Consider the following 22,860-nt stretch of genomic DNA (forward strand, 5'->3'; position numbering starts at 1 on the left):
TCAGACCTCCGCGATCGCGAGCTTCGCCGCCTCGCGGGCGGCGTCGTCCATGGTGGCCACCACGGTGACCAGGGGGTGGGCGGCCTCGGCGAGGATCCGCCTGCCTTCGGTGACGTTGTTCCCGTCGAGCCGGACCACCAGGGGCTTGGTGGCGCGAGAACCCAGGATCTCCAGCGACCGCACGATCCCGGTCGCCACGGCGTCGCACGCGGTGATCCCGCCGAAGACGTTGACGAACACGCTGCGCACCTGCGGATCGCCCAGGATCACGGTCAGTCCGTTGACCATCACCTCGGCCGAGGCGCCGCCGCCGATGTCGAGGAAGTTCGCCGGTCCGCGCGCGCCCGCCTCCGCCGCGGCCGCCGCCACGACGTCCAAAGTGGACATGACCAGGCCGGCGCCGTTGCCGATCACGCCGATGTCGCCGTCGAGCTTGACGTAGTTGAGGCCGTGGGAATGCGCTTCCCGTTCCAGGGGGTCGCCGTCCAGCGGGTCGTCGTAAGAAGCGGACCGCCGGAACGAAGCGTTGTCGTCCAGGGTGATCTTGCCGTCGAGCGCGACCATCCCGGTCGACGTACTGGCCAGGGGGTTGACCTCGACGAGCGTGCAGTCCTCGGCGACGAACACGTCCCACAGCTTCTCGACGACGCCGGCGATCTCGCCGCGGACGTCGGCGGGGAACGCGGCGGCCACCGCGGCCGAGTCGACGCCGGAGAGGGGGTCGACGGGGACCCGGACCAGGGCGTCCGGCCGGGACGCCGCGACTTCCTCGATCTCCATCCCGCCTTCGGTCGAGGCCATGGCGAGGAACGTCCTCCCGGCGCGGTCGAGGAGGAAGGAGAGGTAGTACTCGTCGGCGATCTCGCTGGCCTCGGTCACCAGGACCCGGTGCACGGTGTGGCCCTTGATGTCCATGCCGAGGATGTCGTCGGCGGCCTGCTCGGCGTCGTCGGCTGTATGCACGACGCGGACACCGCCAGCCTTGCCGCGGCCGCCGGTCTTCACCTGCGCCTTCACCACCACCGGTCCACCCAGGTCGGTGGCAAGAGAACGGGCCGCGGCGGGATCGGCGGCGACCCGGCCGCGGGGGACGGGTACGCCGTGTTTCTCGAAGAGGTCTCGGGCTTCGTGTTCGAAGAGGTCCATGCGGGGGCGTCCTTTCCGCGGCGGGGCTGGGCAAGGAGGTCCGCCGTGTCCGGGCGTGCGGTGACGGTCCGCGGGGCCCGGATCGAGGTCCGGGAAAAACCCTGCGGATAGCCCTGGACACGGGCTGCTTGAGGAGTGACTATATGCCTACCCCATACGGTATGCAATCTACAGTTCGCCGCGAAGAGGCCGCTGACCTCGACGGACGCCGGCAGCGGCGACGAGCGGACCGAGTACGGAGCGCCGGACAAGAGAGATCCGGCGGCGGACCAGAGGAGTTGAGCAATGGCGCTGACAACGACCGGCACCACCGCGGGGGAGAGTGCCCGAGCGACGAACGGCGCCGAGCCCGCGCCGGCCGGGATATCCGGCGGCCACCTGGTGGCGAAAGCGCTGAAGGCCGAAGGGGTCGACACGATCTTCACCCTGTGCGGCGGCCACATCATCGACATCTACGACGGCTGCGTCGACGAAGGCATCCAGGTCATCGACGTCCGCCACGAGCAGGTCGCGGCGCACGCGGCCGACGGCTACGCGCGGATCACCGGCAAGCCCGGCTGCGCGGTGGTCACCGCCGGCCCCGGCACCACCGACGCCGTCACCGGGGTCGCGAACGCCCTGCGCGCGGAGAGCCCGATGCTGCTCATCGGCGGCCAAGGCGCCCTGACCCAGCACAAGATGGGGTCCCTGCAGGACCTCCCGCACGTGGACATGATGACGCCGATCACCAAGTTCGCCGCCACCGTGCCGCACACCGCGCGCGTCGCCGACCTCGTCTCGATGGCGTTCCGCGAGGCCTACGCCGGCGCGCCCGGCCCGTCGTTCCTGGAGATCCCGCGCGACGTCCTCGACGCGCGCGTACCGCTCGAGAACGCGAGGATCCCCGAGGCCGGCCGCTATCGCGCGTCGACGAAGAACGCGGGCGACCCGGCCGACATCGAGAAGCTCGCCGACCTGCTGGTGCACGCCAAGAAGCCGGCGATCCTGCTCGGCAGCCAGGTCTGGACCACGCGCGCCACCGAGCCGGCGGTCGACCTGGTGCGCACGCTCAACATCCCGGCGTACATGAACGGGGCCGGCCGCGGCACCCTGCCGCCGGGCGATCCGCACCACTTCCAGCTTTCGCGCCGCTACGCCTTCGACAACGCCGACGTGATCATCATCGTCGGCACCCCGTTCGACTTCCGGATGGGCTACGGCAAGCGGCTGTCGAAGGACGCCACCGTCGTGCAGATCGACCTCGACTACCGCACGGTCGGCAAGAACCGCGACGTCGACCTCGGCATCGTCGGCGACGCCGGGCAGGTCCTGGCCGCCGTCGCGCAGGCCGCGTCGGGGCGCGGCGACAACGGCGCCGTCGGCCGCAAGGTCTGGCTGGAGGAACTCCAGGCCGTGGAGGAGAAGGCGAAGCAGAAGCGGCTGCCGCTGCAGCACTCCGACGCGAGCCCGATCCACCCGTACCGGCTGGTCCACGAGATCAACGAGTTCCTCACCGAGGACTCGATCTACATCGGCGACGGCGGCGACATCGTCACCTTCTCCGGTCAGGTCGTGCAGCCCAAGTCGCCCGGTCACTGGATGGACCCGGGTCCACTCGGGACACTCGGCGTCGGGATCCCGTTCGTGCTGGCCGCCAAGCACGCCCGCCCGGACAAGGAGGTCGTCGCGCTCTTCGGCGACGGCGCGTTCAGCCTCACCGGCTGGGACTTCGAGACGCTCGTGCGGTTCGACCTGCCGTTCGTCGGGATCGTCGGCAACAACTCTTCGATGAACCAGATCCGCTACGGCCAGGCCGCGAAGTACGGCCTCCCGCGTGAACGCGTCGGCAACACCCTCGGCGACGTCCGGTACGACGAGTTCGCGCGGATGCTGGGCGGATACGGCGAAGAGGTCCGCGACCCGGCGGACATCGCGCCGGCGCTGCAGCGGGCCCGCGAGTCCGGCAAGCCGTCGCTGATCAACGTCTGGGTCGATCCCGACGTGTACGCCCCCGGAACCATGAACCAGACCATGTACAAGTGAGCGGAGGCACCATGGGTAAGGCACTGGAGGGCGTGCGCGTCCTCGACATGACGCACGTGCAGTCCGGACCGTCGTCGACGCAGCTGCTGGCCTGGCTCGGCGCGGACGTGATCAAGCTCGAAACCCCCGGCCGGGGCGACATCACCCGCGGCCAGCTGCGCGACCTGCCCGGCGTCGACAGCCTCTACTTCACGATGCTGAACTCCAACAAGCGCAGCATCACGCTCAACATGAAAAGCGCCGAAGGCAAAGAGGTCTTCGAGAAGCTCGTGTCCGGGGTGGACATCCTGGTCGAGAACTTCGGCCCGGGCGTCGTCGACCGGTTCGGCTACCCCTGGGACAAGCTTTCCGCGCTCAACCCGCGGCTGATCTACGCCTCCATCAAGGGGTTCGGCCCCGGCCGCTACGCCGACTTCAAGGCCTACGAGGTCATCGCGCAGGCCATGGGCGGCGCGATGAGCACCACCGGCTTCGAGGACGGGCCGCCGACCGCGACCGGCGCGCAGATCGGCGACTCCGGCACCGGCATCCACCTGGTGGCCGCCATCCTCGCCGCGCTGTTCCAGCGGACCTCCACCGGCCGCGGCCAGCGCGTCCAGGTCGCCATGCAGGACGCCGTGCTCAACCTGTGCCGAGTCAAGCTGCGCGACCAGCAGCGGCTCACGCATGGGCCGCTCGGCGAGTACCCGAACGACCAGTTCGGCGACGAGGTCCCGCGCTCGGGCAACGCCTCCGGCGGCGGCCAGCCCGGCTGGGCGGTCAAGTGCGCGCCCGGCGGCCCGAACGACTACATCTACGTGATCGTCCAGCCACCCGGCTGGGCCCCGCTCGCCCGGCTGATCGGCAAGGAGGAGCTGGCCGAGGACCCGGCGTGGGCCACCCCCGAGGTCCGGCTGTCCAAACTGGACAAGATGTTCGCGCTCGTGGAGGAGTGGACCGAGAAGCACACCAAGTGGGAAGTGCTGGAGAAGCTCAACGCCTGCAACATCCCGTGCGGCCCGATCCTGTCCACGAAGGAGCTGATCGAGGACGAGACCCTGGCCGAACTCGGCTCGGTCGTCGAGGTGGCGCACCCGGAGCGCGGCAGCTTCAAGACCGTCGGCTGCCCGCTCAAGCTGTCCGACTCGCCGGTCGACATCGAGCGGTCGCCGCTGCTGAGCGAGCACACCGACGAAGTGCTGGCCGAACTCGGCTACAGCGAAACCGAGCTGGACAAGTTCCGTGCGGCGGGGGTGATCTGAGTGGCGGATCGCGCGGCGGTCGAGAAGATCCTCGACCAGGCGGCCGCCGAAGGGCGGTCCTCGCTGACCGCGCCCGAGGGGCGTGCGGTCTGCGAGGCGTACGGTATCCCGACCCCGGCCGAGCGGCTGGCCGCCACGGACGACGAAGCCGTGGCCCACGCCCAGGACATCGGGCTGCCGGTGGTGCTCAAGATCGTCTCGCCGGACATCCTGCACAAGACCGAGGCCGGCGGCGTGCTGGTCGGCCTCAAGGACGCCGAAGCGGTGAAGGCGGGCTTCACGAAGATCCTCGACAACGCGAAGGCGTACAACGCCGACGCGCGGATCCTCGGCGTCCAGGTGCAGCAGATGCTCACCGAGGGCCAGGAGGTGATCATCGGCTCGGTCACCGACCAGACGTTCGGCAAGATCGTCGCGTTCGGCCTCGGCGGTGTCCTCGTGGAGGTGCTCAAGGACGTCACCTTCCGGCTCGCGCCGACGAGCACCGAAGAAGCATTGTCGATGATCGACGGTATCCAAGCGGCGGAAATCCTCCGGGGCGTCCGTGGATCGGATCCGGTCGACCGTGACGCGCTCGCCGCGGTGATCACCGGGCTCGGACAGCTGGTGGCCGACTTCCCCCAGCTTTCCGAAGTGGACCTCAACCCGGTCCTCGCGACGGCGACCGGTGCCACCGCCGTCGACGTCCGGATCCTGGTCGACCCGGACGCGGCAAAGGAGCCGTTCCGGTTCACCCAGGAAGAGATCCTCGCCTCGATGAACCGGATCATGAAGCCGGCGTCGATCGCGGTGATCGGCGCATCGGCCGAAGCCGGCAAGATCGGCAACTCGGTGATGAAGAACCTGGTCAACGGCGGTTACGCGGGGGAGATCCACCCGATCAACCCCAAGGCCACCGAGATCCTCGACCGCAAGGCCTACGCCAGCATCACCGACGTACCCGGTGACGTCGACGTGGCGGTGTTCGCCATCCCGGCGAAATTCGTCCCCGCGGCACTCGAAGAAGTCGGCAAAAAGGGCGCGGCCGGCGCGATCCTCATCCCGTCCGGCTTCGGCGAGACCGGCAACATCGAGCTGCAGGACGAGGTCGTCGCGATCGCGCGCAAGCACGGCATGCGCATCCTCGGGCCCAACATCTACGGCTACTACTACACGCCGGAGAACCTGTCGGCGACCTTCTGCACGCCGTACGACGTCAAGGGCGGCGTCGCGCTGTCGTCGCAGAGCGGCGGGATCGGGATGGCGATCCTCGGGTTCAGCCGCTCGGCGAAGATGGGCGTGTCCTCGATCGTCGGGGTGGGGAACAAGGCCGACATCGACGAAGACGACCTGCTCACCTTCTTCGAGCAGGACGACAACACCGAGCTCATCGCCATGCACCTCGAAGACCTCAAGGACGGCCGGTCGTTCGCGGAGACGGCGAAGCGGGTGTCGAAGCGCAAGCCGGTCGTCGTGCTCAAGGCCGGCCGGACGTCGCAGGGCGCCAAGGCGGCCAGCTCGCACACTGGCGCGCTCGCCGGCGACGACAAGGTGTACGACGACATCCTCCGCCAGAGCGGCGTGATCCGGGCGCCCGGGCTGAACGACATGCTCGAGTACGCCCGCGGCATCCCGCTGCTGCCCACGCCGAAGGGTGAGAACGTCGTCATCATCACCGGTGCCGGCGGCTCGGGCGTGCTGCTTTCGGACGCCTGCGTCGACAACGGGCTGGACCTCATGGAGATCCCACCGGACCTCGACACGGCGTTCCGCGAGTTCATCCCGCCCTTCGGCGCGGCCGGCAACCCGGTCGACATCACCGGCGGCGAGCCACCCTCGACCTACCGCAACACGATCGCGCTGGGCCTCGAGGACGACCGCATCCACGCCCTGATCCTGGGCTACTGGCACACCATCGTCACCCCGCCGATGGTGTTCGCGGAGCTCGTCTCCGAGGTGGTCGAGGAGTACCGCGCGAAGGGGATCCACAAGCCCGTCGTCGCGTCGCTGTCGGGCGACGTCGAGGTCGAAGAGGCGAGCACCTACCTCTACGACCACGGGGTCGTCGCGTATCCGTACACGACCGAAAAGCCCGTGGCGGTGCTCGGCGCGAAGTACCGCTGGACGCGAGCCGCGGGGCTGCTCTGAACGTCCTCCACAGGGGCTGGCCCATCGAGACGGAAAGGACGAAGATCCACCGCACGTCGGAATCAGAGGGACATGAGTCAACGGTGACGAAAGAGAACTCTTATGACCGCAGCGACCTATCAGGAGATCGTTGACGAGAACGGACGGGTATACCGAGTAGGCGAGAGCCCGCAGGACATCATGGGGCGCTCGCGGAGCTGGATGGTCTGGCTGCCCTGGATAGCCATGATGGCGGTCAGCGTCTTCGAGTACGGCTGGGGTGCGGTCGAAGGCACCCTGGAAGAGAAGTACGGCTGGTCGTTGTCGGACGCGTTCTGGCTGGCCAGCATCTGGGCCGTCTTCCAGGCCGGGGTGGCGTTCCCGGCCGGGCGGTTGCGGGAGAAGAACATCGTTTCGGCGAAGACGGCCATGCTGGCCGGCGCGGTGTGCAGCGGCATCGGCTACTTCACCATCTCGCACAGCGGCAGCCTGGCGGTGGCGTTCATCGGGTACTCCGTGCTCGGCGGCACCGGCGCCGGGCTGGTCTACGCCACCTGCATCAACATGGTCGGGAAGTGGTACCCCGAGAAGCGCGGGGCGAGGACGGGCTTCGTCAACGGCGGGTTCGCCTACGGCGCCGTCCCGTTCATCTACATCTTCGCGGCCTTCCTGACCCCGAGCAACTATTCGGTGATCCTCGACGTCATCGGCGTCTACATGCTGATCGTCGTCGGGGTGTGCGGGTTCCTGTTCAAGGACCCGCCGAAGAGCTGGTGGCCGAAGGAGGTCGACCCGAAGAACTGGGCGGCCAGCCGGCGGTCGAAGACGGGCGGCCTGGCCAAGAACCCGCCCGCGGTGAAGCAGTTCTCCCCGATGGAGGCGATCCGGACCGGCATGCTCCCGCTGATGTGGGTGTGCCTGGTGATCATCGGCGGGGTTTCGCTGTTCGGCATCAACTTCCAGGTGCCCTTCGCCAAGGAAAGCGGTTTCGGGGCGTTCGTCGCGGCGTCGTCGGCCGGTGTGCTGTCGATCGTCAACGGCACCGGCCGCGCCGTGGTCGGCTGGGTCTCGGACCGGATCGGCCGGCGGCAGACGCTCACCATCGTCCTGGTGATCGCCGGTGGTGCGCAGTTCGGCGTGATGTACGCCGGGAACACGCACAACCTGTTCCTGTTCATGGTGTTCGCGTTCCTGACCGGGTTCGGCGGCGGCGCCTTCTACCCGTTGTTCGCCGCGCTCGTGCCGGACTACTTCGGCGAGAACAACAACGCGTCGAACTACGGCCTGGTCTACAGCGCGAAACTGATCGGTGGCGTCGGCGGCGGCGGGCTCGCCGCGGGGGTCATCAGCGCGTGGGGCTACACCGGCGCGTACATCCTCGCCGGGTGCATCGCGCTCCTTTCGGCGGTGCTGACGCTGTTCCTGCGCCAGCCCGGCCGGACACGCCACCAGCTCGCCGAAACCGAGCTGGTGGCGCGCCCCTCCGCCGCGGCGGGCGGCTGACCCACCGGGGGTTTCAGCGGCGCTTGACCTCGCCGGGGGCCCGGGGGCTTGCCCCCGGCGGGGTCTGGGGCTCGGCCCCAGAAGACACAGCCGGACGTTCGTGGTAGGCCTGGCGGGTCCGTTCGGTGTGCTTGCCCATGATCTTCTCGGCCAGCTCCCCGTCCTCCATGGCGATCGCGGTGATCAGCTCTTCGTGCTCGTGCCAGGCATCCTGGCCGCGGGGTCGGGCGATCGGCGTGTAGTACCAGCGGACCCGGCGGTCGACCAAGCCGATCAGCTCCGCCAGCACGGCGTTCCCCGAGAGCTGGGTGATAAACGCGTGCAGGGCGGCGTTGGCGGCGACGAGGCCTTCGGTGTCCTCGGCCTTGAGCGCCGTGAGCCCGGCTTTCTGCAGTTCCCAGAGCCGGTCGACGTCGTCGGTGGTCGCGTTGCCGGCGGCGAGCTTCGCGGAGTGCGTCTCCAGCACGCTGCGGACGCTCAGCAGCTGGTCGGCCTCCTCGTCGGTCGGCAGGTGCACGAACGCGCCCTGCGCGGGCCGGAGGTCGACCCAGCCTTCGCTCTGCAGTCGCTGCAGCGCTTCGCGGACGGGCTGCCGGCTGACGCCGAGGTACTCGGCCAGATCGGCCTCGACCAGGTGCTGCCCGGGCTCGAGCGTGCGGTTGATGATCAGCTCGGCGAGGGCCTCGTAGACGACCTGGCGCAGCGGGGCGGGCCGTTCGACGCGCTTGGCGGCGGTCGAGCTGAGCGAGCCCTTGGCCGTGCGGCGGCCGCTGGGACCGCGGTCTTGGAGCGGGGAAGCGGGCTGGCTCACGGGACACCTCGATAGGGAGAGGAACGCGAAGATCTTCGATCAGGATACAGGTTTTAGTATGCAAAATCCCAGAATCTCACCCTGTCGGGAGTTTCACGCAGTCCTCGACCACGAAAACCTGGTCTCGCAAGCGGATCCAGGATACTGTATGCAATCACGTGCTGGACCGAAGTGGGAGGCACATCATGAAGGTGGCAGTTCTCGGAGCCGGGGCGATCGGCGCCTACGTCGGGGCCGCGCTGCACCGCGGCGGGACCGAGGTGCACCTGATCGCCAGGCGGGCCCACCTCGCGGCGATGCGCGAGCACGGCGTCCGCGTGCTCAGCCCGCGCGGCGACTTCACCGCGCACCCGCACGTCACGGACGACCCACGCGATGTCGGCCCGGTCGACTTCGTCTTCCTCGGCCTGAAGGCCAACTCCTACGCCTCGTGCGCACCGCTGCTCGCCCCGCTGCTCGGCCCGGACACCGCGCTCGTGGCCGCCCAGAACGGCATCCCGTGGTGGTACTTCCACGGCCTGACCGGACACCCGCTCGAAGGGCACCGCGTCGAGACCGTCGACCCGGGCGGGTCGGTGACCGCCGTGCTCGAGCTGAGACGCGCGATCGGCTGCGTCGTCTACTGCTCCACGGTCATCGAGGAACCGGGCGTGATCCGCCACCTCGAAGGCACCCGGTTCTCCCTCGGCGAGCCGGACGGCGAGATCTCCGCGCGGTGCAAGGTACTCAGCGCGGCGATGATCGCCGGCGGACTCAAGGCGCCCGTCGAACCCGACCTGCGCAACGACATCTGGGTCAAGCTGATGGGCAACGTCGCCTTCAACCCCCTCTCGGCCCTGACCCGGGCGACCATGGCGCAGATGTGCGAGCACGACGACACACGCGCGCTCGTGGCCACGATGATGACCGAGACCCTCGCCATCGCCCGCGCGGCCGGCAGCGACCCCGGCGTCTCGGTCGAAAAGCGCATCGACGGCGCCTGGCGCGTCGGCCACCACAAGACGTCGATGCTGCAGGACCTCGAAGCGGGCAAGCCCCTGGAGATCGACGCGATCATCGGCGCGGTCGTGGAGCTGGCCGGCCTCACCGGCGTGCCCGCGCCGGCACTGCGGCACGTCCACGCCGCCATCTCGCTGCTCGACCACACCAGCAACCCGCCCGTCCCCGTCGGGGCGCACTGAACCGGAGGTGCCCGTGAGGCGCAAGAAGACCGAGCCGTACGTCCGGCTCACCCAGCCCCTGGTGCGCGACTCCGGCGTGCTGCGGCCGGCGACCTGGGAGGAGGCCCTGGACCGGGCCGCCGCCGGGATCCGCCGGACCATCGAGAGCAAGGGCCCCGAGGCGTTCGGGATGTTCTCGTGCGCCCGCGCGACCAACGAGATGAACTTCGTCGCGCAGAAGTTCACCCGCGCGGTGATCGGCACGAACAACGTCGACTCGTGCAACCGCACCTGCCACGCGCCGAGCGTCGCCGGGCTGGCCCGGGTGTTCGACAGCGGCGGCGGGACGTCGTCCTACCAGGAGATCGAGGACGCCGACGTCATTGTCATCTGGGGCGGCAACCCCCGCGAGGCGCACCCGATCTTCTTCCACCACGTGCTCAAGGCCGTCCACAAGGGAGCGAAGCTCTTCGTCGTCGACCCGCGCCAGACCAGCACCGCGCGCTGGGCGCATCGGCAGCTGCAGCTCGAGGTGGGCACGGACATCCCGCTGGCCCACGCGATAGCGCGCGAGATCATCCACTCCGGACTCGCGAACACGACGTTCATCGAGCGCGCCACCGAGGGGTTCGCCGAGTTCGCGGCGTCGGTCGAGCCGTGGACCCTGGAGGTCGCGGAGAAGACCACCGGCGTGCCGGCCGAGCTGATCCGCGAGCTCGCCCACACCTACGCCCGCGCCGACCGCGGGCAGCTGTCGTGGACCCTCGGCATCACCGAGCACCACAACGGCACCGACAACGTCCTGGCGCTGATCAACCTCTCGCTGCTGGCCGGGCAGGTCGGCCGCTACGGCGCCGGGCTGAACCCCTTGCGCGGGCAGAACAACGTCCAGGGCGGCGGCGACATGGGCGCCATCCCGGACCGGATGCCCGGCTTCCAGGACATCCTCGACGCCGAGGTCCGCGCGAAGTTCGACGCCGCGTGGGGCTCGTCGATCCCGCCGCACAAGGGCCTCAACCTCACGCAGATGCTCGACGCGATGGAACGCGGCGATCTCACCTGCGTGTACATCATCGGGGAGAACCCGGTCCAGTCCGAAGCGGACTGCGAGCACACGATCAAGCGGCTGTCCAACGTCGACCACCTCGTCGTCCAGGACATCTTCCTCACCAAGACCGCGCAGCTGGCCGACGTCGTGCTGCCCGCGTCGGCGGCCTGGTGCGAGAGCGACGGCACGTTCACCAACTCCGAACGTCGCGTCCAGCGGGTCCGCAAGGCCCTCGAACCGCCGGAAGGCGCGCGCGACGACATCGAGCTGCTGGCGGAGCTGGCTCGTCGGCTCGGCCACGACTGGCACTACACCGGCGGCGAGGAGGTCTGGGACGAGCTGCGCTCGCTGTCGCCGATGCACGCCGGGATGTCCTACGCGCGCCTGGAAGAGCTCGGCGGCATCCAGTGGCCGTGCTACACCGAGGACACGCTCGAGCCGACGTTCCTGCACGGCCGCCTGTGGGCCGACGACCCGGCCGAACGCGGCCGCCCGGCGCCGTTCACGGTGATCGAGCACAGCCCGCCGGTCGACCTGCTCACCGAGGAGTTCCCGATCCGGCTCACCACCGGGCGGCGGCTCGATTCGTACAACACCGGCGTCCAATCCGGCGGGTTCCCCTCGCCGCTGCGGCAGGGGGAGACGCTCGACCTCTGCCCGGAGGACGCACGCGCCCTCGGCGTGGCGCCCGACGAGCTGGTGCAGATCTCCTCGCGCCGGGGCGCCATCGTGGCCCCGGTCCGGCTCGACACCGGACTGAAGCCCGGGCTGGCGTTCATGACGTTCCACTTCCCGGACGAGGTCGACGTCAACGTCATCACCATCGAGGCGACGTGCCCGATCGCCGGGACCGCCGAGTACAAGGCCGCCGCGATCCGCGTCGACAAGCTGTCGGAACTGGGAGCCTGAGGTGGATCTCAAACTCCTCGACGCCGTCGCCACCCGCGAGGAACGTGAGGCGGTCGCCGGGTTCGCCGGCGGCGGGCGCGACCAGCTGCTGCCCGCCCTGCACGCGGTCAACGACCGGGTCGGCTGGATCAGCCAGGGCGCGCTCAACCTCATCTGCGAGGCGCTGCACGTGCCGCCCGCCGACGCGTACGGCGTGGCGAGCTTCTACTCGCTGTTCGCGCTGGAGGAACGCCCGGAGCGGGTGGTGCACGTGTGCACCGACCTGGCCTGCCGGCTCAAGGGCGCGGACACCGTGTGCGACGTCCTCACCGAGCACGTCGGCGCCGCGGGGAAGGCGCGGGGCGGGGTCACGTGGCTGCACAGCCCGTGCCTCGGCGTCTGCGAACGAGCCCCCGCGGCGCTGACGTTCCAGGCCGGCGACCCGGCCACCACCGAGCTGCTCGCCCCGGCGACCGGCGCGTCGGCGGCGCTGGCCGCGCAGCGAGAGCCCGCGGGAGAAGGCTCGCCGCCGGTGATCCACCAGAAGGACGGGCTGCGGCTGCTGCGCCGGGTCGGCGTGGTCGATCCGTCCAGTTTGGACGACTACCGGGCGGCCGGTGGCTATGCGGCGCTGCGCAACGCCCTGCGCATGGGTGAGGCCGCGGTGATCCGCGAGGTCACCGACGCGGGCCTGCTCGGACGCGGTGGAGCCGCGTTCCCGACGGGGCGCAAATGGGCGGCGACGGCCGCGCAGCCAGCCGGGCCGCACTACCTGGTGTGCAACGCCGACGAGAGTGAGCCCGGCACGTTCAAGGACCGGGTGCTGCTCGAAGGCGACCCGTTCGCGCTGGTGGAGTCGATGACGATCGCCGCGTTCGCGATCGGCGCCCGGCACGGGTACGTCTACCTCCGAGGCGAGTACCCGCGGGCGCTGCGGCTGCTGCGGAACGCGCTGGCGGTCTGCCGCGAACGAGGCTTCCTCGGCGTGGACATCATGGGCCACGAGGGGTTCTCGTTCGACATCGAGATCCGGCGCGGCGCGGGCGCGTACATCTGCGGAGAGGAGACCGCGATCTTCAACTCGATCGAAGGCTTCCGCGGCGAACCCCGCACGAAACCGCCGTTCCCGGTCGAGAAGGGGCTGTTCGGCAAGCCGACCGTGGTCAACAACGTCGAGACGCTGGTCAACGTGCCGCTGATCCTCACCGAGGGCGCGGCCGCGTACCGCGCGATCGGCACCGAGGCCTCGGCCGGGCCGAAGCTGTTCTGCCTGTCCGGGAACGTCGAACGGCCCGGCGTCTACGAGGTGCCGTTCGGCGCGACGCTGCGTTCGCTTCTCGAGCTGGCCGGGGGAGTACCCGAAGGCCGTTCGCTGCGCGCGATCCTCCTGGGTGGTGCCGCGGGCGGGTTCGTCCGGCCGGACGAGCTGGACCTGCCGCTCACGTTCGAGGACGCGCGGGCGGCGAAGACGACGCTGGGGTCCGGTGTCGTCCTGGTGCTCGACGACCTGGCCGATCTCGGCGGGTTCCTGCTGCGCATCGCGTCGTTCTTCCGCGACGAGTCGTGCGGGCAGTGCGTCCCGTGCCGGATCGGGACCGTGCGGCAGGAGGAGGCGATCCGGCGCGTCCTGTCGGCCGGGTCGGACGAGCGGCCGCTGCTGCGTGAAGTCGGGCAGGTGATGCGGGACTCGTCGATCTGCGGGCTCGGCCAGACCGCGTGGAACGCCATCGAATCCGCCATCGACCGGTTGGGAGCGCTGCAGTGACCAGCGACGACACACGTTTCTCCGTGGAGGAGCCATGACCACAGTGGACATCGGAATCCCGCGGCGGCTGGTGGAGTTCACTGTGGACGGTTCGACCGTCCGTGTGCCCGAAGGCTCGACGATCCTCGACGCGTGCACGGCGGCGGGGAAAGAGATCCCGACCCTCTGCTACGGCGACACGCTCGAACCGGCGAACGCCTGCCGCGTCTGCATGGTGGAGGTCGAGGGCTCGCGGACGCTGGTGCCGTCGTGCTCGCGCAAGGCCGAGCCGGGGATGGTGGTGCACACCGACTCCGAGCGGACGCGGACCAGCCGCAAAGTCGTCCTCGAGCTGCTCGGTTCGGCGACGGACCTCTCGACGACCCCGGACGTCGACCGCTGGATGGCGGAGACCGGCGCCGACCCGGACCGCTTCGGCCCCGACGCCGCGACCGTGGCGCAACCGGCCCTCGTGGACAACGAACTGTACGTCCGGGACTACGAGAAGTGCATCCTCTGCTACAAGTGCGTCGACGCGTGCGGCGACCAGTGGCAGAACTCGTTCGCCATCAGCGTGGCCGGCCGCGGGTTCGACGCGCGGATCTCGACGGAGTTCTCGAACCCGTTGCCGGACAGCGCGTGCGTGTACTGCGGCAACTGCGTCGAGGTCTGCCCGACCGGGGCGCTCAGCTTCAAGCGCGAGTACGACAAGCGTTCGGACGGCTCCTGGGACGAATCCCGTCAGACGGCGACGACGACCGTGTGCACGTTCTGCGGGGTCGGCTGCAACCTGACGCTGCACGTCCAGGACAACGAGATCGTCAAGGTGACCTCGCCACACGAAAGCTCGGTGACGCATGGAAATCTGTGCATCAAGGGCCGGTTCGGCTGGCAGCACGTCGAGAAGAAGTGAGGAGCCCCCGCCGACCTCGGTCGGCGGGGGCTCGTTTCACTCGAACCGCACGGTGAACTGCTGCTCCGGCGGATTTCCGGCGTCATCCGCCATGACATCCGTCAGCAGCTTCGCGATCTTCCCGTAGAGGTCGGCGCCGAGATTTTCCTTGCTGGCCTCGGAGCCCTCCCACACCAGCTCCACCGGGCGTTCGACATCGCGGTACAGCCGGTCCCACAGGGCGCTGAGGTTGTCCCCGTAGTACGGCCCGAAATCGAGCTGGGCCTTGAGCTGGTCGTGCACGTCCTGCTGGGTTTTGACGGACTTCCCGTCGATGATGACGCGCACGGCTCACTTCCAGTTCGGCAGCTGGTAGAAGGATTTGTAGTGGGTGAACGTAACATAGGCCAGTCCGTCGTTGGACCATACGAGCCGGTAGCCCGGCTGCTTCGACCGCCGCATGGTGTTGATGAGGCCGACATCCGCCTCGTACCAGACCCGATCGGTGGCGTTCGGCAGCAGGCCGTCGAGGTTCTCGAAAATGTCTCCACCGATCTGGCCGTCGGGGATGTGGTTGCCGAGCGCTCGGTTCGGTTCCCAGCCGGCGTCCTTCGCGACCTGCTTGGTGACGTAGTTCGGCGGTAGTTTCCCGGTCAGCCGCAGGCTGTCGATCAGCGGGTTGGCCAGCTGGGCGACACCGAGGGCTCTGCCGAGCGCGATGCACGTGGAGTTGTGCACCAGCACCGGAACGCCGTCGACGATGACGTAGTACGAGTGCAGCTCGTCGACGGTCAGGTTGCGCACCCGCTGCTGCTCGGTGCGCTGCGAGGTGCCGTCCACGGTGACCGTGCCGCCGTCCGGCTGCCGCAGCAGGTCGCCGTCGACCAGGTTGTCGGCGTTCACCCAGGCCTGCCGGTTGGTGACCCAGAACGGGTGGTGCGCCGTCGCGGTCAGGACCGTCCCGTGTACCCGGATGTCGACGAGGTGCTTGATCCCGCCACTGGAGATCAGGTCGGTCACCGGCTCGGGCTGAGTGGTCCCGGTGCCCGGGTCGGTCGCGACGACGGTCTCGCCCACGGCCACGTGCTCGATCGCCCGGCGCGAGCCGTCGCCCATGAGGACCTGGGTGCCGGGTAAGAAGCTGTTGCAGTCGGCCAGCTCCTTCGCGACCTTCTGCTCCAGGTTCGCGAGCCCGTTGCGGATCGCCGTCGAACTCAGGAACTCCTCGGCGCTCAGCGCGCCCAACCGGGACGCGAGGAACGAGTCCGCGGCGACACCGGCGAGGAAGTCCGCGCCGATCGTCAGCCCGATGCCCGCTCCGGCCGCTTCGGCGAGGAACCCCGCCTCCGCGCCGACGAGCGCGCCGACCAGGGGAGCGGTGCAAATCTCGGCGCAGAAGATGCCGGCGCCGACGATCACCGCGCCCGCCACGATGGTGCCCGCGATCGACCACCAGCGTGCCGAGTCGGCTTCGTCCTCGGCCTTCTGCTTGGCCTCCGCGATCGCCGAATTGATCTTGTAGGTGAGGCTGGGGTCGTAGGCGCCCTTCAGGCAGTCGTTGAAGACCTGCTCGCTGTACTGCTTGAGCTGGTTGCAGACCGCGACGTTGCGCTCGGACTCGCCCTTCGGGTCGGCGACCATCCGCTGCGCCCGGGCGACACAGTCGTCGTGGTCCGGCCCGGCGGGCACGCTCTCGCAGGTCTTGTTGACGTCGTCGGAGAACTTCTTCTTGGCGGCGTCGATCTCCTGGTTGGCCTTGGCGATCGCCGCGTCCCGCGCGCTGTTGGCGGCGTCGACGGCGGACTGCGCGTCCTTGCCGGCGTCGACGGCGTCCTGGTACGCCTCGTGCGCCGCGACCATGGCGCTCTGCGCGTAGTCGTTGGCCGTGTTGGCGGAGTGCCGGGCCGCGGTCGCGGATCGGGTGGCCTGGACCGCCGACTGCGACGCGCGTGCCGCCGCCTGCTTCGCCACGTCGGCCGAGTGGGCCGCTTCGCGGGCGGAGTCCTGCGCCTGCTGCGCGGAGTCCTTGGCCTGCTGCGCGTAGGTGCCCGCGTCGGTCGCGAACCCCTTGGCGCGGTTGGCGTAGTCGGCGGCTTCGGCCGCGGCCTTGCGGGCCGTCGCCGCGACGGACTGCGCGGTCGCCGCGTTCTCCGACGCCTTGGCCGCGACCGAGGTCGCCTGCGCGACGATCCCGGCGACGACCGCGTTGTGCGCGGCCGACTCCCGGTCGTGCCGGGCCGCGACGTACTGCCCGTTCTGCCGGTACTGCCGGATGATGTCGGGCGAGCCCTCCAACGCGGCCTGGGCGAGGAGCCGGGCTTCCGGCCCGGTCGCCGGGGCGGCGATCAGCTGGTCGAGCGCGATCCGGTCGTCCTTCTCCCGGGCGATGTTCTGCCCGGTGTCGAGGAACTGCCGGTACGCCGCCACGGTCCCCGCGTCGAGGGCCTTCTGAGCGTCGCCGGCGACGACCGCGTCGCCCGAGGTCCGGGCCGCGGCCTGGACCTGGTTGACCTGCAGCCGCAGGTCGTTGCCCTCGCTCGGGTAGTCCGGGGAGGCCAGGAACCGCTTGACGTCGGCCTCGCCGCCCGCCAAGGCCCGCTCGCCGGCGGCCTTCTTGTCCGGGACGGCGCTGTCGATCTGTTCCTGCAGGGTCTCGCGGTCGTCCAGCGCGGCCGCTTGGACGACGCCGGTCTTGGCGAACTCACGGGCTTCCGCATCGGCGCCGGTGAGGGCGGTCTGAGCGGCGGCCTGGGTCCACGGACCGCCCGTGGTCAGCAGGCGCAGGGCGACCTTGCGGCCGTCGGTGGCCGCGAGTGCCGGGTCGGTCCCCGCGGCGGCCGCCTCGGCCAGCAGCCGGTTGGTCTCGGCGTCGCGCTGGGTTTCCTGCGCCGCGTTCCACTTGCGGGTCAGGCCCAGCCGGTCCTGGACGTCGAGGGCCTGACGGGCCGCTTCGGTGGCCTGGTCGGCCTGCAGGCTCGTGCGGTCCGCGTCGGCCTTGCGGGCGGCGGTGTAGATCCGGGTCGCCGCGTTCGCCGAATCGACGGCGATCTTCGCCGCCGCGCTCGCCGAGTTGGCGTGCTGGGTGGCGAGCTCGGCGGCCCGGGCGGAGTCGACCGCGTGCTTGGCCGCGTCGTCCGCGGCCGCCGCGGCGAGCGCCGCGTCGGTCGCGGCCTGCTGCGCGAGCGAGCGGGCCTGGTCGGCCGCGCCCGCGGCTTCGTCGGCGTAGGCGCGAGCCGAAGCGGCGGCGCGGTTGGCGAGGTTGGCCTGGCGCCGGGACGTCGCGGCGGCGGCTTCGGCCTTGCTCGCGTCGACACCGGCGGCCTTGGCCCAGTTCACCGACTGCTGGGCCGCGTCCGCCGACTTCGAGGCGTTCTGGCCGGCCGAGTCGGCCGCGTTGATGGCGTCCCGAGCGTGGCCGAGCGAAGTCTTGGCCAGGTCGATGGCCGTGACGGCGTCCTGCGCGCTCTTGGACGCGGTCGACGCGTCGATGGCGGCCTTCGCGGCGTCGCCCGCCTTCCCGCGGTCGACACGCGCCGCGGCGGCGAAGCCCCACGCGCTGCTGGACGCGCGTCCCGCCTTGGCGGCGGCCGCGGCGGCCCGGGTGGCGGCACTCGCGGCGACCCGCGCCGCCGACGACGCCGCGTTGGCCGCGCCGATCGCCGTCACCGCGGCGCTCGCCGCGCGGTTGGCGGCGTCGGCGGCGCGGTTGGCCGCGTCCGCCGCACCTTGGGCGTTGTCCTTGGCGGCTTCCGCGGCGGCCTCGGCGAGCTCGCTCGCCTGGCGCGCCAGGTCGGCCTCCTTGAGCGCGGTGTCCGCGGAGTCCTTGGCGGCCTGGGTCTCTTCGGCGGCCTGCTGCCCGGCGATCTTGGCCGCGTCGGCCAGCTGCTGGACCGACGACGTCTCCTGGTCGCGGGCTTCGGCGACCTCCCATTCGCGGGCGATGAACAGCCGGAGCGCTTCGGTGGTCTCCGCGTCGAGCGCGTTCTGCGCGGCCGTCCTCACCTCGGGGCCGCCCGCGGCCATGATCTGGTTGACGCGCATCCGCAGGTCGGTCGCCTCAGCGCGCACCGACGTGGTGGTGAGGAAGTCCTTGAGCGCCTGCGGCGTCTGGGCGTCCAGTGCCTTCTGCGCGGCCTGCCGGACCTGCGGGCCGCCCGCGGCCATGATCTGGTCGACGCGGATCCGCAGGTCGGTGTCCGACGCGGAGATCCAGCCCCCGTCGAGGAACGTCCGCAGCGACCCGGTGTCGGTCGCGTCGAGCGCGCGCTGGGCGGCGGCCTGCACGGTCGGCCCGCCGGCGGCGAGGATCTGGTTCACCGCCAGCCGGTCGTCCAGCCCGGCCAGGCGGCTCACCTTCTGCGTGAGGAAGGCGTCGACGTCGGCGTCCGTGCCGGTCAAGGCCTGTTCGGCGGCGAGCTTGACCTGCGACCCGGCGCTGCGCCAGATCATCAGCACCTTCGCCCGCGGGCTCAGGCTCACATCGGTGGGCTCGTCCGGATCGGGGTCGGCCAATGCGACCCCGGACTGCATCGACAGTGCGGCCACCAGCGTCAGGATCAGGCCGCCACGCAGCAGTCTTCGTTGTCTCTTCAGTGGAATCCCCCCACTCGCCACGGTCCGGGAATCGGACATCGCCGCCTGGATATCGCGTGGTTCCGGGCCGTATTACCGGTTCGCGGCCGTGGGGATGATCACGAGAGGTACAGACCTTTCGGCGGTATCGGGCGGTCGGCCTGGCGGCTACGGCGCCACCGAGGGCGTTGACCGCGGACCGGTCGGCCAGCTATTCTCGATATGCGAAAGAAAAATTCCGGATAGTGAAATTTGAGGTCGCGATGCCAGAAGAGGGGCACTCCCTGCCGTACGCCGCCAACCTGTCGATCCTGTTCAAGGAGGTACCGCTGCCCGAGCGCGCGGCCGCCGCGCGGGAGGCCGGGTTCACCGACGTCGAGTACTGGTGGCCGTTCGACACCGCGGTCCCCGCGCGCGAGGAGGTGGACGCCTTCGTGCGGAGCCTGGACGGCGTCCGGCTGCGCGGGCTGAACTTCTTCGCCGGTGACATGGCCGCGGGGGAGCGGGGCCTGGTGTCGTGGATCGGCCGCGAGGCAGAGTTCGCCGACAGCCTCGTCGTCGCGCTCGGCATCGCCGAACGCACCGGCTGCCGCAGTTTCAACGCGCTGTACGGCAACCGGCTCGACGGCGAAGAGCCGGCCAAGCAGGACGACCTGGCGCTGGTCCACCTCGCGACGGCCGCGGAGGCCGCCGCGGAGATCGGCGCGCAGCTGGTCCTCGAACCGCTCTCCGGTGCGGATCGCTACCCGCTCAAGACCGCCGCGGACGCCGTGGCCGTGCTCGACGACCTCGGGCGCGAAAACGTGCGGCTGCTGGCCGACCTGTACCACCTGGCAGTCAACGGCGACGACCTGGACGCACTGGCGACACAGCACATCTCCCGGATCGGGCACGTGCAGATCGCCGACGCACCCGGGCGCCACCAGCCCGGCACCGGGTCCCTCGACATCGAGGGCCACCTCACCAAGCTCCAGAACGCGGGTTACGACGGGTTCGTCGGGATCGAGTACGTCCCGGAACCCGACACGCTCACGTCGCTGGCCTGGCTGCCGAAAACCCGAAGGGGACGAGCATGAAACTGGGATTCATCGGACTGGGCGTGATGGGTGCCCCGATGGCCGCACACCTGGTCGCGGCCGGGCACGAGGTCAGCGGCTACGACGTCACCCCCGCCGCGGGGGAGAAGCTCGAGGCCGCAGGCGGACGGGCCGCAACCGGTGTCGCGGACGCCGTGGCCGGGGCGGACGTCGTGGTCACGATGCTGCCGAACCACCCGCAGGTCGAGGAGGTCGTGCTGGCCGCGGGCGGAGTCCTCGAGGCCGCCGACCCCGGCACGCTGCTGATCGACATGAGCACCATCCGGCCCGAGACGTCGATCGCGGTCGCGGAAGCCGCGCGGGACAAGAAGATCCGCGTGCTCGACGCGCCCGTGTCCGGCGGTCAGGCCGGCGCCGAGCAGGCGTCGCTGTCGATCATGGTCGGCGGATCCGAAGAAGACTTCGAGGCGGCGAAGCCGGTGTTCGACGCGCTCGGCAAGACCGTCGTGCACGTCGGCCCGCACGGCGCGGGCCAGGTCGTGAAGGCGGCGAACCAGCTCGTCGTGGGCGGGATCTACGGCCTGGTCGCCGAGGCGATCGTGCTCCTGGAAGCGTCCGGAGTGGACGCTTTGACGGGGCTCGACGTCCTCGCCGGTGGCCTGGCGGGCAGCCGGATCCTCGAGCTCAAGCGCAAGTCCATGGTGGAGCGCCAGTTCGCGCCCGGGTTCCGGATCGACCTGCACCACAAGGACATGGGGATCGCGCTGGCCGCCGCCCGGCAGGCCGACGTCGCACTCCCGCTCACCGGGCTGGTCGCCCAGCTCATCGCCGCCGGCCGCGCCATGGGCCACGGCTCCCTGGACCACTCGGCCTTGCTGAAGGTCGTCGAACAGTTGTCGGGCCGCGTCCCGGCGGAGGTGTGACATGCCCAGAATCCCCGCCATGCAAGCGGTCGTCGACGTCCTGGAGAGCGAAGGCGTCGACACCGTCTTCGGCTGCCCCGGCGCGGCCATCCTCCCGCTGTATAACGCCCTACAAGGACGGGCGATCGAGCACCTGATCGTCCGCCACGAAGAGGGCGCGACGCACATGGCCGACGGCTGGGCCCGGACGAACGGCAACGTCGGCGTCGCGATCGGCACGTCCGGCCCGGCCGGGACGAACATGATCACCGGGCTCTACACCGCGCACGCGGACTCGATCCCGATGATCTGCATCACCGGCCAGGCAGCGACGACCAAGCTGCACCAGGAAGCTTTCCAAGCCGTCGACATCGTCGAGATCGCCAAGCCGGTCACGAAGTGGGCGGTGCAGGTCAAGGAGGCCGCGCAGCTGCCGTGGATCTTCCGCGAGGCCTTCCGGGTCGCCCGTTCGGGCCGTCCCGGACCGGTCCTCATCGACCTCCCGATCGACGTCCAGAAGCAGGACATCGAATGGGACTCCTCGATCGACTCGCCGCTGCCGGTCACGGCCGTGAAGCCCGCGTCCGCGCGGGTCGAGCGGGCTCTCGACCTGCTGCTGGCCGCCGAACGCCCGATCATCCTGGCCGGGGGCGGGGTCATCCTCGGCGAGGCCGGCGAGCAGCTGCGCGCCGCCGCGGAACGCCTCGACGTCCCGGTCCAGGTGACGCTGATGGGCAAGGGCAGCTTCCCCGAGGACCACGAGCTGTTCGCCGGGATGGCCGGCATCCAGACGTCGCAGCGCTGGGCGAACGCCGCCTTCCTGGAGTCTGACCTGGTGCTGGCGCTGGGCGCGCGGTTCGGCGATCGGCACACCGGCGAGCTGTCGGTGTACCGGGGCGACCGCAAGTTCATCCACGTCGACATCGAACCCACCCAGCTGGGCAAGGTGTTCGGTCCCGACCTCGGGATCGTCTCGGACACGCGCGAGTTCCTCGACGCGTTACTGGCGGCGTTGGATGCACGCGAGGTGGCGCCGCGCCGCGAGTGGGTCGGCCGGATCGCGGAGCTGAAGGAAGCGCTTCCCCGCCGCGACGACTTCGACACCCTGCCGATCAAGGCGCCCCGGGTCTTCAAGGAGATCAACGAAACCTTCGGTGAGGACACGTACTTCGTCACCGCGATCGGGCTCTACCAGATCTGGTCGGGCCAGTTCCAGAAGGCGCACAAGCCGCGTCACTACCAGGTCTGTGGCCAGGCGGGCCCGCTCGGCTGGGAGATCCCCGCCGCGATCGGGGTGAAGAAAGCACGTCCGGAAGCCGAAGTCGTCGGCGTGGTCGGCGACTACTCGTTCCAGTTCCTCGTCGAGGAGCTGGCGGTCGCGGCCCAGTACGACGTCGGGTTCGTCCTGATCATGCTCAACAACGAGTACCTCGGCCTGATCCGCCAGGCCGAGACCGGGTACGACATGAACTTCGAGGTCGACATCCACTACGACTCGAACGGCACGGACAACGTGAAGATCATGGAGGCCTACGGCTGTTCGGGCACCCGGGTGCACGAGCCGGCCGAGATCCGGACGTCGCTGGAGTGGGCCCGCAAGGAGGCCGAACGCACCAGCCGGCCGGTCCTGGTGGAGATCATGATCGAACGCGAGGGCAACGCCGCTATGGGTGCCGCCCTCGACGCGGTCCGCGAGTTCGAACCGGTCGTGAGTGCGTAACAGTGTTCTAACACGGCACTTCGACGAGATCGAAGACGCCGGCTACAGCTTCAGGCTGTTCACGAACT

15 protein-coding genes are annotated in these 22,860 nt (G+C 70.1%); 11 read left to right on the forward strand and 4 right to left on the reverse strand.

From position 1 onward, the window contains the following. Entirely contained in the window at nt 1-1,146 is a 1,146-nt protein-coding gene (gene sucC, locus AB0M59_RS27985) for an ADP-forming succinate--CoA ligase subunit beta (RefSeq protein WP_364620571.1), read from the reverse strand. A gap of 285 nt (nt 1,147-1,431) precedes the next feature. On the opposite strand from sucC, the gene AB0M59_RS27990 reads away from it, so the two are divergent. The 4 genes from AB0M59_RS27990 (at nt 1,432) to AB0M59_RS28005 (ending at nt 8,018) form a co-directional block, all read left to right on the forward strand. Continuing rightward, nucleotides 1,432-3,168: a thiamine pyrophosphate-binding protein gene (locus tag AB0M59_RS27990; protein ID WP_364620574.1), complete on the forward strand. Its 1,737-nt coding sequence runs from the start codon at nt 1,432-1,434 to the stop codon at nt 3,166-3,168. Nucleotides 3,169-3,179: 11 nt separating this feature from the next. Further along, entirely contained in the window at nt 3,180-4,409 is a 1,230-nt protein-coding gene (gene frc, locus AB0M59_RS27995; RefSeq protein WP_364620577.1) for a formyl-CoA transferase, read from the forward strand. Further along, nucleotides 4,410-6,536, forward strand: coding sequence for an acetate--CoA ligase family protein (locus tag AB0M59_RS28000; RefSeq protein ID WP_364620580.1), 2,127 nt, complete (start codon nt 4,410-4,412; stop codon nt 6,534-6,536). A gap of 102 nt (nt 6,537-6,638) precedes the next feature. After that, on the forward strand, nt 6,639-8,018 hold the full coding sequence (locus AB0M59_RS28005) for an OFA family MFS transporter (protein WP_364620583.1): 1,380 nt from the start codon (nt 6,639-6,641) through the stop codon (nt 8,016-8,018). A 13-nt stretch (nt 8,019-8,031) separates the two neighbouring features. Here AB0M59_RS28005 and AB0M59_RS28010 read toward each other — a convergent pair whose 3' ends face one another. After that, the gene (locus tag AB0M59_RS28010) at nt 8,032-8,829 is read right to left on the reverse strand and encodes a GntR family transcriptional regulator (protein ID WP_364620586.1); all 798 of its coding nucleotides are present in this window, start codon (nt 8,827-8,829) and stop codon (nt 8,032-8,034) included. Between the two features lie 185 nt (nt 8,830-9,014). Between AB0M59_RS28010 and AB0M59_RS28015 the strand changes: the two genes are divergently transcribed. From AB0M59_RS28015 to AB0M59_RS28030, 4 genes are read left to right on the forward strand one after another with little or no spacing between them, the layout of a single operon-like run. After that, nucleotides 9,015-10,010, forward strand: coding sequence for a 2-dehydropantoate 2-reductase (locus AB0M59_RS28015; protein ID WP_364620589.1), 996 nt, complete (start codon nt 9,015-9,017; stop codon nt 10,008-10,010). Nucleotides 10,011-10,023: 13 nt separating this feature from the next. Beyond that, nucleotides 10,024-11,946: a molybdopterin-dependent oxidoreductase gene (locus AB0M59_RS28020; protein ID WP_364620592.1), complete on the forward strand. Its 1,923-nt coding sequence runs from the start codon at nt 10,024-10,026 to the stop codon at nt 11,944-11,946. 1 nt (nt 11,947) lies between these two features. Beyond that, nucleotides 11,948-13,690 (forward strand): NAD(P)H-dependent oxidoreductase subunit E, encoded by a 1,743-nt coding sequence (locus AB0M59_RS28025; protein WP_364620594.1) that lies wholly within the window; start codon nt 11,948-11,950, stop codon nt 13,688-13,690. 34 nt (nt 13,691-13,724) lie between these two features. After that, nucleotides 13,725-14,582, forward strand: a complete 858-nt coding sequence (locus tag AB0M59_RS28030) for a 2Fe-2S iron-sulfur cluster-binding protein (RefSeq protein ID WP_364620597.1) — start codon at nt 13,725-13,727, stop codon at nt 14,580-14,582. A gap of 36 nt (nt 14,583-14,618) precedes the next feature. Here the strand turns inward: AB0M59_RS28030 and AB0M59_RS28035 are convergent, their stop codons facing one another. Next, entirely contained in the window at nt 14,619-14,909 is a 291-nt protein-coding gene (locus AB0M59_RS28035; protein ID WP_364620599.1) for a barstar family protein, read from the reverse strand. A 3-nt stretch (nt 14,910-14,912) separates the two neighbouring features. Next, entirely contained in the window at nt 14,913-19,193 is a 4,281-nt protein-coding gene (locus AB0M59_RS28040; protein ID WP_364620602.1) for a polymorphic toxin-type HINT domain-containing protein, read from the reverse strand. Between the two features lie 203 nt (nt 19,194-19,396). Here AB0M59_RS28040 and AB0M59_RS28045 point away from each other — a divergent pair, with 203 nt between their 5' ends. Genes AB0M59_RS28045 through gcl form a run of 3 tightly spaced genes read left to right on the forward strand, consistent with a single transcriptional unit; the run spans nt 19,397 to nt 22,792 of the window. Then, a complete protein-coding gene (locus tag AB0M59_RS28045) occupies nt 19,397-20,209 on the forward strand; it encodes a TIM barrel protein (RefSeq protein ID WP_364620605.1) in 813 nt (270 codons plus the stop codon). After that, on the forward strand, nt 20,206-21,093 hold the full coding sequence (locus AB0M59_RS28050) for a 2-hydroxy-3-oxopropionate reductase (RefSeq protein ID WP_364620607.1): 888 nt from the start codon (nt 20,206-20,208) through the stop codon (nt 21,091-21,093). The genes AB0M59_RS28045 and AB0M59_RS28050 overlap by 4 nt, the downstream gene beginning before the upstream one ends. Before the next feature lies 1 nt (nt 21,094). Continuing rightward, nucleotides 21,095-22,792, forward strand: coding sequence for a glyoxylate carboligase (gene gcl, locus AB0M59_RS28055; protein ID WP_364620610.1), 1,698 nt, complete (start codon nt 21,095-21,097; stop codon nt 22,790-22,792). The last annotated feature ends 68 nt before the right edge of the window (nt 22,793-22,860 follow it).

This window comes from Amycolatopsis sp. NPDC051371, assembly GCF_040682155.1.
GTDB lineage: Bacteria > Actinomycetota > Actinomycetes > Mycobacteriales > Pseudonocardiaceae > Amycolatopsis.

Excerpts from the sequence above, each read along its gene's own strand:
- sucC (WP_364620571.1), bottom strand. The coding sequence starts at position 1,146 with ATGGACCTCTTCGAACACGAAGCCCGAGACCTCTTCGAGAAACACGGC.
- AB0M59_RS28040 (WP_364620602.1), bottom strand. The coding sequence starts at position 19,193 with ATGTCCGATTCCCGGACCGTGGCGAGTGGGGGGATTCCACTGAAGAGA.
- frc (WP_364620577.1), top strand. The coding sequence starts at position 3,180 with ATGGGTAAGGCACTGGAGGGCGTGCGCGTCCTCGACATGACGCACGTG.
- gcl (WP_364620610.1), top strand. The coding sequence starts at position 21,095 with ATGCCCAGAATCCCCGCCATGCAAGCGGTCGTCGACGTCCTGGAGAGC.
- AB0M59_RS27990 (WP_364620574.1), top strand. The coding sequence starts at position 1,432 with ATGGCGCTGACAACGACCGGCACCACCGCGGGGGAGAGTGCCCGAGCG.
- AB0M59_RS28045 (WP_364620605.1), top strand. The coding sequence starts at position 19,397 with ATGCCAGAAGAGGGGCACTCCCTGCCGTACGCCGCCAACCTGTCGATC.
- AB0M59_RS28050 (WP_364620607.1), top strand. The coding sequence starts at position 20,206 with ATGAAACTGGGATTCATCGGACTGGGCGTGATGGGTGCCCCGATGGCC.
- AB0M59_RS28030 (WP_364620597.1), top strand. The coding sequence starts at position 13,725 with ATGACCACAGTGGACATCGGAATCCCGCGGCGGCTGGTGGAGTTCACT.
- AB0M59_RS28005 (WP_364620583.1), top strand. The coding sequence starts at position 6,639 with ATGACCGCAGCGACCTATCAGGAGATCGTTGACGAGAACGGACGGGTA.
- AB0M59_RS28015 (WP_364620589.1), top strand. The coding sequence starts at position 9,015 with ATGAAGGTGGCAGTTCTCGGAGCCGGGGCGATCGGCGCCTACGTCGGG.